10 protein-coding genes are annotated in these 13,757 nt (G+C 61.9%); 2 read left to right on the top strand and 8 right to left on the bottom strand.

Annotation, left to right across the window (positions count from 1 at the left end; translation table 11 throughout):
- Positions 1 to 95: 95 nt before the first annotated feature.
- The 6 genes from scpB to RLEG4DRAFT_RS18360 form a co-directional block, all read right to left on the bottom strand.
- Positions 96 to 812 carry an SMC-Scp complex subunit ScpB gene (gene scpB / locus RLEG4DRAFT_RS18385; RefSeq protein ID WP_003578884.1) on the bottom strand — a complete coding sequence of 239 codons (717 nt, stop codon included), beginning with the start codon at positions 810 to 812 and terminating at the stop codon, positions 96 to 98.
- On the bottom strand, positions 809 to 1,666 hold the full coding sequence (locus RLEG4DRAFT_RS18380; protein ID WP_003578883.1) for a segregation and condensation protein A: 858 nt from the start codon (positions 1,664 to 1,666) through the stop codon (positions 809 to 811). Before RLEG4DRAFT_RS18380 ends, scpB begins: the two co-directional genes overlap by 4 nt.
- Before the next feature lie 18 nt (positions 1,667 to 1,684).
- The gene (gene nagZ / locus RLEG4DRAFT_RS18375; RefSeq protein ID WP_003578882.1) at positions 1,685 to 2,698 is read right to left on the bottom strand and encodes a beta-N-acetylhexosaminidase; all 1,014 of its coding nucleotides are present in this window, start codon (positions 2,696 to 2,698) and stop codon (positions 1,685 to 1,687) included.
- Positions 2,699 to 2,813: 115 nt separating this feature from the next.
- Positions 2,814 to 6,098, bottom strand: a complete 3,285-nt coding sequence (locus tag RLEG4DRAFT_RS18370) for an SPOR domain-containing protein (RefSeq protein WP_003578881.1) — start codon at positions 6,096 to 6,098, stop codon at positions 2,814 to 2,816.
- Positions 6,099 to 6,159: 61 nt separating this feature from the next.
- Positions 6,160 to 7,917, bottom strand: coding sequence for an arginine--tRNA ligase (gene argS / locus RLEG4DRAFT_RS18365; RefSeq protein WP_003578880.1), 1,758 nt, complete (start codon positions 7,915 to 7,917; stop codon positions 6,160 to 6,162).
- A gap of 65 nt (positions 7,918 to 7,982) precedes the next feature.
- Positions 7,983 to 9,200: a deoxyguanosinetriphosphate triphosphohydrolase gene (locus RLEG4DRAFT_RS18360; RefSeq protein WP_003578879.1), complete on the bottom strand. Its 1,218-nt coding sequence runs from the start codon at positions 9,198 to 9,200 to the stop codon at positions 7,983 to 7,985.
- A gap of 222 nt (positions 9,201 to 9,422) precedes the next feature.
- Between RLEG4DRAFT_RS18360 and erpA the strand changes: the two genes are divergently transcribed.
- Entirely contained in the window at positions 9,423 to 9,755 is a 333-nt protein-coding gene (gene erpA, locus RLEG4DRAFT_RS18355) for an iron-sulfur cluster insertion protein ErpA (protein WP_003578878.1), read from the top strand.
- 283 nt (positions 9,756 to 10,038) lie between these two features.
- Complete coding sequence (xth, locus tag RLEG4DRAFT_RS18350) at positions 10,039 to 10,830, top strand: exodeoxyribonuclease III (RefSeq protein ID WP_003578876.1); 792 nt, start codon at positions 10,039 to 10,041, stop codon at positions 10,828 to 10,830.
- A gap of 3 nt (positions 10,831 to 10,833) precedes the next feature.
- On the opposite strand, the gene exoR is transcribed toward xth, so the two are convergent.
- Both exoR and RLEG4DRAFT_RS18335 read right to left on the bottom strand, forming a co-directional pair.
- Entirely contained in the window at positions 10,834 to 11,637 is an 804-nt protein-coding gene (gene exoR / locus RLEG4DRAFT_RS18345) for an exopolysaccharide production regulator ExoR (protein ID WP_003578874.1), read from the bottom strand.
- 719 nt (positions 11,638 to 12,356) lie between these two features.
- Positions 12,357 to 13,601, bottom strand: coding sequence for an OmpP1/FadL family transporter (locus RLEG4DRAFT_RS18335; RefSeq protein WP_003578872.1), 1,245 nt, complete (start codon positions 13,599 to 13,601; stop codon positions 12,357 to 12,359).
- Positions 13,602 to 13,757 lie beyond the last annotated feature (156 nt).

Raw genomic sequence — 13,757 nt, 5'->3', positions numbered from 1 at the left:
TCACGGTATCGCCCTTTGTGACAAGCCATTGACCGGTCGAAAAGTGATGGCCGCCATTGTTTTCGCCATGCATGGCAAAAGCAAGACGCGGCTCTTCAATCTTCGGAGGTACCGCGCGGTGCCAGCAACCCAAGTTCCTCCAGATCCATCTGGGTGATCGGGTCCTCGTCCTCGGTCAATTCGTCGTTCATCAATGGCGAGGGAATATTGAAGTTTGCCGGAATTCGGCCCGACAGCAAGCCTGCGCCCTTCAATTCTTCGAGACCGGGCAGATCACGCAGCTCTTCGAGACCGAAATGGTCGAGGAAATCGCGTGTCGTGCCCAATGTCACCGGCCGGCCCGGCGTGCGCCGGCGGCCGCGGAACCGCACCCAGCCGGCTTCCATCAGCACGTCGAGCGTGCCGCGCGAGGTCTGGACGCCGCGGATATCCTCAATCTCGGCGCGCGTCACCGGCTGGTGATAGGCGATGATCGCCAGCACTTCCAATGCGGCGCGCGAGAGCTTCTTCACCTCGTTCTCATCACGGCGGATGACGAAGGACAGATCGGCGGCGGTGCGGAAGGCCCAGGCGCCCTCGATCTGCACCAGGTTGACGCCGCGCGGCGCATATTGCGCCTTCAGGCGCAGCATGGTGGCGCGCACATCGGTCGTCTCGGGCAGGCGCTCAGCGAGGAAGCCTTCGGAGACCGGTTGCGAGGAGGCAAAGACCAGAGCCTCGGCGATGCGCTCGGCCTCGATCTCCGCTTGCAGGTCGCGGCTCCTGCCTTCGAAATCGTCCTCGAAATCCTCGTCGCTCTTCGGATCGATCAAGCCGGCTGCTCCTGCTCCACCACCTGCAGCGTGGCGTGTTTGGGACCGCGGCGCATGTATATCGGCTGGAAGGCGCCGTCTTGGCGGATTTCCAGCTTGCCCTCGCGTACCAGTTCCAGCGACGCGGCAAAGGCGCTGGCGATCGCCGTGACGCGTTCCTCGGGCCCTGCGAGATAACGCAGCAGATAATGCTCCATCGCCGTCCAGTCGCCGATCTCGCCGATCATCTGGGTCAGCAGTTCGCGGGCATCGGTCAGCGACCAGACGTTGCGCCTCTCGATCGTCACCTGGGTAACGGCATTGCGCTGGCGCAGCGCCGCATAGGCGGTCAAAAGATCGTAGAGGCTGGCGGCATAGGCGGATTGCTGCCGGTCCGGAATATGCTCGGGCGCGCCGCGCATGAAGATGTCGCGGCCGAGGCGGTTGCGGTTGACGAGGCCTTCTGCGGCCTGTCGCATGGCTTCCAGGCGTTTCAGCCGGAAGGCGAGCGTTGCTGCCAGTTCCTCGCCGGAAGGACCATCATCCTTGATCTGCTGGGGTATCAGCAGCCGCGACTTGAGATAGGCAAGCCACGCCGCCATGACGAGGTAATCGGCGGCAAGCTCGATGCGGATGCGCCGGGCGCTTTCGACGAACTGCAGATATTGCTCGGCGAGCGCCAGCACCGAAATGCGCGACAGGTCGACCTTCTGGTTTCGGGCGAGATAGAGCAACAGATCGAGCGGGCCTTCGAAGCCGGCAACGTCGATGACCAGCGCCGGTTCGTGGCTGGCGCGCTCGGCACCGTTCTCCTGCCACAACTTGTCCATCGGCGTTGCCGCCTGCGGACGCTCCGTGCCCTTGACCGTGCTCACCACCCTGCTCCTCTGCGATCACACGATCGCAAACATAGCCTCGAATTCCGCCCGCAATTCCGCCTCATCGGCGGCATCCGGCGCGGCAAAACCTGCTTCCACCGCCTTTGCGCGGGCAAGCGATTGACCGGCGAGCGGTGGAACATTTGCCACGACATCCATCATCTCGTCCATATGGCCATTGCAATGCAGCACGATATCGCATCCGCCTGCAATGATATTCGCCGCACGTTCGCCGATCGTGCCGGAAAGAGCGTTCATCGAACTGTCGTCGGAGAGCAGCAGACCGGTAAAGCCGATATGCTTGCGGATGACGCCGTCGATCACCTTGCGCGAGGTCGTCGCCGGATTGTCCGGGTCGATTGATGTGAAGACGACGTGGCAGGTCATCGCCATCAGTTCGTCCTTCATCGCGATGAAGGGCGGGAAATCATGAGCTTCCAACTCGTCGCGCGAAACGGTGACGACAGGCAGTTCCAGATGTGAGTCCGCAAAGCCGCGGCCGTGTCCGGGCATATGTTTCATCACCGGCAGCAGGCCGCCGGCCTTCAGCCCTTCGGCAGCCGCCCGGCCCATGGCGATGACGGTTTGGGGATCACCACCATAGGCGCGGTCGCCGATGACGCTGCTGCTGCCCTCGACCGGCACATCGAGCACCGGCAGACAATCGACATCGATGCCGAGGCTCGAAAGATCGAAGGCGTGCAGCCGCGACATTGCCCAGGCGGCGCGCAGACCGAGCGCCGGGTCGCGGCGATAAAGGTCGCCGAGCGCCTGACCTGAGGGATAACGTGAGAAAACCGGCGCACGGATGCGCTGGACGCGGCCGCCCTCCTGGTCGATCAGCACCGGCGCATGCCAGCCGACGCTGTCGCGCAATTCGGCGACAAGGTCGGCAATCTGCCCTGCTTCGGAGATGTTGCGCCCGAAGAGGATGAAGCCCCAGGGCCGTTCACCCCGGTAGAAGGCTTTCTCTTCGGATGTGAGGGCAAGGCCGCTGCAGCCAAGGATCATCGCTTTTGATTCGGTCATATCAGAATCATAGACGGCGCCCGGCCAAATGCGAGCAAGCACAGGCGCGATGCACAAAAAAGAGCGGCGGACCGATCCGGCCCGCCGCTCTTGTTATTTCATTGAAACCCCAATGTTACTTGGAGATCAGGCAGCTTCCGCCCGCCGCGCGATACTGTTCGCAGAGCGCTGCGGCCTCGTCCTTGGAACCGGCCGGAATACGGACACGGTAGAAGGTGCCCTTGCCGGCAATATCGGCCCTGCGGATTTCATGAGCGCGGCCACCAAGCACACCGGCGAATTTCTTCGACAGGTTGGCATAGGATTTGTTCGCCTCGTCCTGCGACGGCAGCGAGGCGATCTGGATGCCGTAGCCGCCGGCGGAGGCGACCTGCTGCGGCTGGGCGGTCGCCGGTGCTGCAGCAGCAACCTCCGTCGTCTTCGGCTGCTGGGCAGGCTTCGGCTGCTGTGCGGGAGCGCGAACGTTGCCCTTTTCGGTCACCGTGCCGACAACGTTGACGGGCTGGTCGGCCGGGCGCGCGATCGGAACCGGAGCCGTATCGCCGACCGCCGTGGTCTTGACCGGGCGCACCGGCGCATCGACGGGGGCGGGATTTGCGGCCTGCGCATCGGCTGCAAGCGGCGGCTTTGCCGGCGCAGTTTCGGCAGGCGCTGCGGAGCGGGCATCGGCCGAGGCAACCTCGGCGCTCGCCGGGAAGCTTGCGGCCGTTCCACCCACAGGCGGCACCGGCGAAGCCGATTGTGCGGACGGGGCGGTCAAGGCCGGCACCGGCTGAGTGGCCTGTGCAGACTGCGTCGCCGGGGCAGACGATGTCACCGGGGCAGCCGGCTGGTCGACAGGCGCCGGTTCCTCGCGGGCGACCAGCGTGCCGTCAGGCTTGACGATCATCGTGCGCACCTTGCGCGGCGAAACCGATGGCGTCTTATCGGCATCGCTGGCGGCGGCGTTGTCGGCGCTGCTCTCGTTCGGCAGCAGACGCGGGTCTTCCGTCTCACCGACTGCGGTCGGCGTGACCTGATCGCCGTTATTGGCGTTCTCGTCGTCCTCAGGCAGCGCTTCCGGTGTCAGCGTGCGCTGGACAACATCGACCGGCGCCTCGTCGGAAGAAACCAGCGCCTTCTGCTTCGGCTCCTCGGCAGAGCCGGCCACACGATCGTAGACGGCCTTGTCCTGGTTCGGCACGGTTTTGCCGCCGGGATTTTCCGGAACGACCTTGACCGGCTCCTTGTCGGCAGCGATCACGCGCGGCTCGCCGGACGCAACAATGCCGAGCCCCTCGCCGTTCCAGACGGAGGAATAGACACCGTAACCGACGCCGGCGAAGACCACGAGCACGACGGCTCCGGCCAGCAGCCGGCGCATCGACCGGGCGCGGCTGAAATCGGCCGCCTGGCTTGCCGATTCGATGCGGACCTCGGAGGTCTCGCGGCGCTCGACCGGCTCGCGCACGCTGCGGCGGAAATCTTCTTCCAGCGCCCGTTCGAAATCGTCGAGGCCGTCGGCGATGGTCGGCTTGACCGGCTTTGCCGCGGCGGCAGCGGTATCGCGAACCGGCGCCGGGGTTTCCCGCGGCTTGGCCGGTTCAAAGAAGCTGGCGATCTCGGCGTCGAGATCGAAATCGAAATCCTGTGTTTTCGCGACCGGTGCGGGCTGCTCGACCGGCGGCAGCGTCGGCACGTGCATGTCGTCGACCGTCTCGGGACGATCCTCCGGATCGGAGATCATCGCCGGATCAAACGGCAGATCTTCGGTCGATTCGGCGGCAGGCCCCCAATTGAAGGCCGGAGCCGGAGTTGGAGCCTGGGGCTCAACGAAGGCCGGAGCAGGCCGTGCAGCGGCAGAAGCCGGCTGCTGGAAAGTCGGATTTTGCGGCTCAGGCGAAAAACCGGCGGCGGGCGGAGGAGAGACTGCAGCGACCGGCTGAGGGGCACGGACCGGCGGCTCCGGCTGCGGCGCGGGCTCAGCCGGCGCCAGCGCGGACTCGGAGAAATCGAGATCGGCGAGTTCCAGCTCGATGCCGGCAAGATCCAGCTCGAAATCATGGCCGGCGAAGGGGTCGTCGGCTTCCGGCACAGGCTGCGGCGCTCGCGAATATGCCATGGCGGCCGGCTGGGGTGCGATGACCTCGGCGGGCTGCGGCGCAACCGGGCTTGTGGCTTCGGCGGCATAGACCGGCGCCGGCTCGGCCGAAGCAGGCAGAACGGAGCCGAGCGGTGCCGGCGCGATCACTTGCGGCTGGGCAAATGCGGCGGCCACAGGGGCGACGGCAATTGGGGCGGCAGCAACGGCAGCGGCCTCGATCGATGCGGCCTGCGGTGAAACCGGCGCCGGATTGGGCCGTTGCGGCACCGGATAACGCGAGACGTCGGCAAGCAGATCGTCCAGATCGAACGTGCCGGCAGTGTGCGGAACTTCAGGCACGACCTCGGTCAGCGCCGCATCGGCCTGGATCTCGCCTTCAACGGCGGCCGCGATGAGGTCGAAACCGGCGTCGGACCTGAAATCTTCGAGTTCGTCTTCGATTTCGACGAAGTCTTCGGCCTCGGCAATCTCTTCCGAGGCGATCACCTCGTCATGGCGATCGAGCTCGGCGGGGAAGCCAAGCGACGGAGATGCGGATTCGAATTCCTCCGATGGCTCGACGGTGACGACCGGGGCCACTTGCTCGACGGGGGCGGACTGCTCGACCACCGGCTGCGGCTCGGCCGCGACAAGATCGGCAAATGGCGCTTCAGCCGCCGGCGCTGCTGCGACCGGTTCGGGCACAGGCTCCGGCGGAACAACGGCTTCCTCGCGTTTGGCGGCGTGGAAATTGGCAAGCGGCAACCTGATGCTGGCGGCCGACCATTGCGGCGCCTTGGCGGGCTGTGGCAGCGAGGAGACTGGAGCAGAACCGATCGACAGCTCAAGCTCCTCGATCAGATCACGGGCACCGCCGAAGGCCGATTGCACCGGCGCCGCGGAAGCGGGCTCGACGGAAAGCTGCTGCGGCCAAGCCGCCTCGTCGTCGGCGGGCGCATCCCAGTTGCCTGCGGCCGGCGCAGCTTCTTCCTCGACCTCGACGGAGGCGACGGAAACCGGTTCGGGCACTTCGGCCCTCTCGACGGTCGGAGACGCATCGAGAACCGGCTCGATGTAATCTTCAGGCGTGTCGTCATCGGAGATCGGCTCGGCGGGGCGGTCGAGCTCGGCGAGCGGGCGGGGCGAATCGTAACGGTCGAACTCGCGCCCAAGCTCGTCCTCGAGATCGAGGGCGGGCTCGTGCCGTGTTTCGGTTACCGTATTTGCTGCAACGCGCGGCTCGAAACCGACGATACGGGCAAGTTCGGCCAACGGATCATCGTCGGCAAACAGATCGTCTTTTCCGCGCGTATCATACGCAAGTTGTTTATCAGCCATGCCTATCCCACTCGCAAACGCCAACTCTGAGATGCCAGCGCATTGTGGGTAAATGGTGACGTTATCGCATTTCGTCCGGTGCGGCAGTGCCTGTAATGGCAAGTCCCGACTTCAAAACCGACGCGACGGCGTACACCAGCCCAAGTCTGGCAATACTTGATTCTCGGTTTTTATCATTAACAAATCGTAATTCCGGCTGATCTTTACCTTTGTTCCAGTGCGCATGGAACGAACTTGCGAGGTCGTAGAGGTAAAAAGCGACGCGATGCGGCTCCTGCGACTGGGCCGCCGCCTCGACGATTCGCGGGAATTCGGCGAGCTTGGCGACGAGCTGCAATTCGGCCGGATCGCCAATGCCTGCAACGGTTTGCGCGAGTTCCCCGGGCGAAACATCGAGGTCGCCGAAAGCTTCCCTCGCCTGCCGAAAGACCGACATGCAGCGGGCATGCGCATACTGCACGTAAAAAACCGGATTATCTTTCGACTGTTCCGTCACTTTGGCGAAATCGAAGTCGAGCGGCTCGGAATTCTTACGGTAAAGCATCATGAAACGGACCGAATCACGGCCGACTTCCTCGACGACCTCCCGAAGCGTGACGAAATCGCCCGAGCGTTTCGACATCTTCACCGGCTCGCCGTTGCGATAGAGCTTGACGAGCTGGCAGAGCAGCACCGTCAGCTTCGCCTTACCATCCGAAACGCCGCGTGCAACCGCCTCCAGGCGCTTGACGTAGCCGCCATGGTCGGCGCCGAGCACATAGATCATCTCGTCGAAACCGCGATCGAACTTGTTCTTGAAATAGGCGACGTCGGCGGCGAAGTAGGTGTAGGAGCCGTCCGACTTGATCAGCGGCCGGTCCATATCATCACCGACTTCGGTCGAGCGGAACAAGGTCTGTTCGCGGTCTTCCCAGTCCTCAGGCAACTGGCCCTTCGGCGGCGGCAAGGTGCCCTTATAGACATAGCCCTTGAAGGTCAGGTCGTTGATCGCCGTGCGGATCGAGGCCGCGCCATTGGCATGCAGGGTGCGCTCGGAGAAGAAGATATCGTGATGGACGTTGAGCGCCGCCAGGTCTTCGCGGATCATCACCATCATCGCATCGATGGTGCGGTCCTTGACGATCGGCATCCATTGGTCTTCCGGCATGTTGTGCAGCCGCACGCCATAGTCGGCAGCAAGCGACTGGCCGACCGGCACGAGATAGTCGCCCGGATAGAGACCCGAGGGAATTTCGCCGATCCTTTCGCCGAGCGCTTCGCGATAGCGCAGGAAGACGGAACGGGCGAGCACGTCGATCTGCGAGCCGGCATCGTTGATATAATATTCCTTCTCGACGCCGTAGCCGGCAAAGGCGAGCAGGTTGGCGAGCGCGTCGCCGACGACGGCGCCGCGGCAGTGGCCGACATGCATCGGCCCGGTCGGATTGGCCGAGACATATTCGACGTTGACCTTCCGGCCCTCACCCAGCGTCGAGCGGCCGTAATCGGTGCCGGCGCCGATCATCGCGGCGAGCAGACGCTGCCAGTAGCCAACAGAGAGACGGATATTGATGAAACCGGGACCGGCGACCGAAACATCGGCGACGTCGGCATCCTCCCTGAGCTTGGCGATGATGATGTCGGCCAGCGCGCGGGGATTGGTTCCGAGCGGCTTTGCCAGCACCATCGCGGCATTGGTTGCGACGTCGCCATGGCTCGCGTCACGCGGCGGCTCGACGGCAATGCGGCCGAAATCGAGCTCGGATCGCTTTTCCCTGACCAGATCGATCTGTTCAAGGGCGGTTTTGATCCTGGCTTCGAAGTCGGTAAAAAGGTTCATAGCACTCTTCCATGCATAGGCTGTGCCAAAGGCTCAAATCGAGCCCTTGGCGGGGCGACCGCTGCCTATCGCAAATCCGGAGTGTGGTCAAACAATCGCCTGTGGGCGCTGATCGCATAGGTGTCGGTCATGCCGGCGAGGTAATCGCCGACATGACGGGCCTTCGGCGCATCGGCGAGGCCGGCGATATGATCGACCCAGTAGTGGCTCTGCATCTCCTTGGGATTGGCCATGTAGGCGGAAAAGAGATCGGTGACGATCTGGGCAGCCCCGGCGCGGATGCGCATGATATCGGGATTGCGGTAGATGCGTTTGAACAGCATCGCCTTGATCTGTCTGTCGGTCTCGGCCATCGCCTCGGAGAAGGTGGCGATGACCCCGTCGGCAGCGCGGATGTCGGCGGCGCTCTCGGGGCGCAGCAGCAAAAGGCGCTCCTGCGCGACGTCGATCACGTCTTCGACCATACGAGTGATCTGCCGCCGCATGATCTCATGGGTGAAGCGGCTCGGCTCCAGATGCGGGTATCGCGCCCTCACCTCGGCCATCAGCCCGGCAAGGAACGGGATTTCCTCCAGCATGTCGAACGTCAGGTAGCCGGAGCGCAGCCCGTCGTCGATATCGTGGGTGTTATAGGCGATGTCGTCGGCGATCGCCGCCACCTGCGCCTCGAGGCTGGCATAGGTTGCAAGCTCGAGATCGTGCAGTTCGCAATAATCGAGGATCGGCTGCGGCACGGGGCCGCGCGTGCCCACACCATCCGGCGTCAGCAGCGGACCATTGTGCTTGACCAGACCTTCGAGGCTTTCCCATGTCAAGTTGATGCCGTCGAATTCGGCATAACGCCGCTCCAGCTTGGTCACGATGCGCAGCGATTGGGCATTGTGGTCGAAGCCGCCATAGGGCAGCAGCACCTCGTGCAGCGCGTCCTCGCCGGTATGACCGAACGGCGTGTGGCCGAAATCATGCACCAACGCCACGCCCTCGGCCAGATCCTCGTCGAGCTTCAGGGCGCGGGCGAGTGCGCGGGCGATCTGCGCCACCTCGATCGTGTGCGTCAGCCGGGTGCGGTAGTGATCGCCGTCCTGGGCGATGAAGACCTGGGTCTTGTGCTTGAGCCGGCGAAAGGCGGTGGTGTGGACGATGCGGTCGCGATCGCGCTGGAAATCGGAGCGCGTCGGGCTCTCATCCTCCTGATAGAGCCGCCCGCGGCTCGTCCAGGGGTCTGCCGCATAGACCGCCCTTTCGCTGCTGCCGAAACCTAAAGCACGCCTGTCGATCGTCATTCGTCACCGTCATCCTGCATGTTGCCGCATCTGCCCATTGACGCCGCTTTGCGCTCTTCATACCTATAGCCCGAAGAAACGGCAAAGAGGCGCTTTCTCAACCACCTCGGCGCATCATGGCCTTTTTTCGAGGATCATGATAAGTTTGTTTGATATCAGGCATTTGAACATTCAAGTGCAAAAACCCATTCTCTCCGGATCTTGACCCCGGCAGGAGGAAACATGACGGATACGAGTGTAACCCTTTCAGATGCCGCAGCAAAGCGTATCGCTGCGATCGTCGGCGCCGAGGCCGGCAAGAGCGCGTTGCGCGTCTCCGTCGAAGGCGGCGGCTGTTCGGGCTTTTCCTACAAGTTCGATCTTGCCGACAGCGCTGGCGACGACGACATCATCGTCGAAAAGAACAATGCCAAGGTGCTGATCGACAGCCTTTCGCTCGTCTACATGGCGGGTTCGGAGATCGATTTCGTCGACAATCTGCTTGGTCAATCCTTCCAGATTAAGAACCCGAACGCAGTGGCAAGCTGCGGCTGCGGCACCAGCTTCTCGATCTGAACCTAAGGCATTGTCCCCATCGAACCGGCCGAAGAACTGCTTCCGGCCGGTTTATCGTCTTGTCCCCTGGCGAAATACCGCGATACAAGAAGCCCACTAGAACATTTTCGTTTTTCTTCGAATCGCGAAAATGCTCTATCTCTTTGTTTTAACGCACTTCCGGACGCAAAACCGCTGCACACTTTTGCTGGAATTGCTCTAAAGCGCACCGCATCGACGCTGATTCATGCAGCACGCTTTAGCTCTTTGTTTTTATGCATGTCGTCATGAACGGGACAGAGCCATGAAGATCGCGACCTGGAACATCAACGGCGTCAAAGCGCGCATCGACAATCTCACGCAATGGCTCAAGGATTCCGATCCGGATATCGTCTGCCTGCAGGAGATCAAGACGGTCGACGAAGGTTTTCCAAGGCTGGAGATCGAGGCGCTCGGCTATCACGTCGAAACACACGGCCAAAAGGGCTTCAATGGCGTGGCAATCCTCTCCAAGACTTCGCCGTCCGAAGTGAACCGCGGCCTGCCCGGCGATCCGCTAGACGAACAGTCGCGTTTCCTCGAAGCCGTATTCACGCTGCCCGACACTCGCATTCTGCGCGTCGGCTGCATCTACCTGCCGAACGGCAATCCTGTCGACACGGAGAAATATCCCTACAAGCTCGCCTGGATGGAGCGCCTGCGGGCGTTTGCCGCCGAGCGGCTGGCCTATGAAGAGATGCTGGTGCTTGCCGGCGACTACAATGTCATCCCGGAACCGCACGACTGCTTCGATCCCAAGGTCTGGGAAAGTGATGCGCTGTTTCTGCCGCAGACGCGGGAGGCGTTCCGCCGGCTCGAAAATCTCGGGCTGACGGATGCGGTGCGCGCGACGACGGATGCGACGCAGTTCTATTCCTTCTGGGACTATCAGGCCGGCGCCTGGCCGAAGAACAACGGCATCCGCATCGATCACCTGCTGCTATCGCCTGAGGCCGCCGACCGGATGACATCCGCTGCGATCGAAAAACATGTGCGGGCCTGGGAAAAGCCGTCCGACCACGTGCCGGTCATCGCCTATTTCGATTTCGCGGCCTAGGCTCTAATCGTCGGAGCCGGTCGCGATGCTGTGCGAGAGGGATACCGCCGTGCGGCGGTCGGCCTCGTTGGCAACCGAGAAGGCCTGTTCCTGCAGTGCTTCCATCCAGTTGCAATCCTTGGGCTTGCAGCGGTCGAGCGCGGCGGTCATCAACGCCAGGCCGCGAGCCGTCTGGCCTTCGTCGAAAAGTATATTGCCGAAGACCGCCATGGCGCCGGGATGACCGCTCTTGCGGGCCTGGTTCAGCCATTTCTTCGCCTGCTGCGGGCTGGCATTACCGCCCTCACCGGCCAGCATCATCTGCGCCAGCTGGAACTGCGCCTCAGGGACGCCAAAGGTGGAGGCGACCTGAAAATAAAGCTGGCGCGCCTGGCTGAGGTCGATCCGAACCGGACTGCCTGATATGCCGTGTTTGTAATAGTTGGCGAGCGAGAGCAGCGCGTTGACGAAGAAGCCGGTATCTTCCGAGCCGGGCTCGACACCCTGCTGGGCGATCTCGCTGTAGATCTTGAAGGCTTCGAAATCATCCTGCGTCACGCCGTCGCCATCGGCATACATGTTGGCAAGCGCCCAGCGCGAGCCCGTATGGCCTTTTTCGGCAGCGTATTTATAGGCTTCGACCGCCTCTTCCTTCTGTCCGTTCTTATAGGCTTTGAAGCCGAACTTGAAGAGATCGAAGGGTCCGGATTCCTTGCTGACGGGGGCCTTGATGTCGAATGCGCGGACCGGGCCGGACAGCGCCAGCCCTACGGCCATAGACATGCCCATCAGCATGAATTTGAACAGTTTGAATTCGGACGTCACCATTTCAACCGATTTCTTTCGCTCATCACAGGCAGGAAGCAGCGGCGCTCGCGCCGTGCATTCCGCGGATGTATTTCGTCGAGGCGAGCGATCCCGCGGCGAGCTCCATGGCTCCTTTGCCCGCGTCGCATCCAGCCCACTGGCCTTCTCTCGAAGGCCGAATTCTCAGCGCATCATTCAGAACCACCCGGCTCCCGGCATGGCTCGACTGCAATCCCTGTGGCACTCTTTCGGCAGGTGCGGCATCCGCCTTCCCGCCTGCACCATATTCGTAAACAGCAAATGTGACGAAAGCGGTATCGACATCTCCGGCAAAGCCGAGATGCTCATCCGAGCGGGCCGAAAACAACACCAATGAACGGCTCGACGGCGTCACCGCGGGACCGCATCGACGCAGGGAACAGCCCTGTGCGGAAAGCGAAACGACCGAAATCGAACGATTGTTGCCAATCGTATCGCGCGACCTGTTATTACCGGAAAAAAATCGACCCATGCTACTGATTACACGCACCGTAAGTCTGCCATCACCTCGCCTGCAAATAGCGGTGCGCTCTCTTTGTGGCGGGAAATGGACAAATTCGCCCGACGGACATCATATGCAAACTGTCGTAAAAAAGTGTTGCTGAATCGTCACAAAACGGGACCGGCAAATGGCATGATTAACGGGCGCGAATAAAGAAGAGCCCGGCAGTGCCGGGCTCGTCAATTCTTCAAATCGGCAATTAGAACTTGACCTTTAGGCTCGTCGACAGTGCTGCGACCAGATCGTTGCCAAAGGAATAGGAGACGTCGTTGCCATAGGTCCGGCCATTATACTCGAATGTGCCGGACGAACCGCTCGTCAACACGCCCACGGCACCGGCGACGCGCCATTCAATATGTTCGGTCGGCGTGTAGGCGGCGCCGAGACCGAGCGTCCAGCTGTCGGTCTGTGCACCATAACCTTGACTGGTGCCGCGGTCCCACGTGAGGCTCACTGCGCCGGCCCACTGATCGTTGAACTTGTGGCCCACGCCGCCGGAGATGGTCCAGCCGTCACGATAGAAGAGATCGAGTGAGGTTAGACCACCCGCTGGGCAAGGCAACCCGTTGGTGGGGCAGAATGCTACCGACTGCAAGACGCTCCAATTCGTCCATTTAACCGATCCGAATGCAAGCCAATCCGGAGCGATACCGCTTTGCAGCTTCAGCTCCAGTGAATCCGGCGCTTCGGCGGAACCGGAAACAGGTGTGACAAGGCCTCCATATAGCGGCACGACCGGAACCTGACGGAGATCAACAGTGCCGGTCAGATTATCGTACTTGACGCGGCTGTTGTAGACGAGGCTCGCGCGCATCGCATATTCCGGAATCTCATAAGCGACACCGGCGCGCCAGCCCCAGCCGCTATCGTCGATATCCAGGCGACCGACGCCGGTGCCGGTGCCGAGCAGAAGCGGAAGTGTGGAAACCAGACGTTCCTTGAAGCCCTCGACTTCCTGATAGAAGGCGCCGCCGATGAAGCGAAGCTGTCCAGGACCCATATCAAAACGATAGGAGCAGGTTCCGCCATAGTTGCGGGTCTTGATCTCCGTCTCGATATTATTATTGGCGCCGGCCCAGTTCACACCGGGGTCGGTATGCGCGCCGAAGGGCTCGGAATAGTCGACAAGGCAGTCGATCGCATCGCCGAAACCAGCTTTGAAGCCAATATAAGGGATAGTGTAATTCGAGGTCTCGTCAGCTGTGTCTGGACGGCCGTTCAGATTGCCGCTTGAAAATATAGACGTCTCCGTATCACGGACGTCCTTCAGCTTGCGCTGCGGCGTGACGTAGGTCACCCCCGACTGAAATGAGAAAGGCGACGTATCGAACAGCTGATCGATGTTGTAGCCGCCGCGCTCCAGGCCGCCGGCGAAGGACGGCGATGCAAGCGACGAAAGAAGAACGAGCGACGTTACGCCCTTGGAAAACCTACGCGATGCCATTGTGTCTCCCCCACTCCAGCAATTGATGTGACGCCACTCTAGTAAGTGTTCGCTCGACATGGCAACGCGCCAGACGGCGGCACTCCCAGGCATTCCAGTGGCTAACTTACGTAAAGAAATTGACGGACACGTCAAAAAATCTGGTTAATAAAATTT

The organism is Rhizobium leguminosarum bv. trifolii WSM2297, assembly GCF_000271845.1.
Note: the sequence above shows the minus strand (reverse complement) of the source record. Positions and strands in the feature narration are given on the sequence as shown.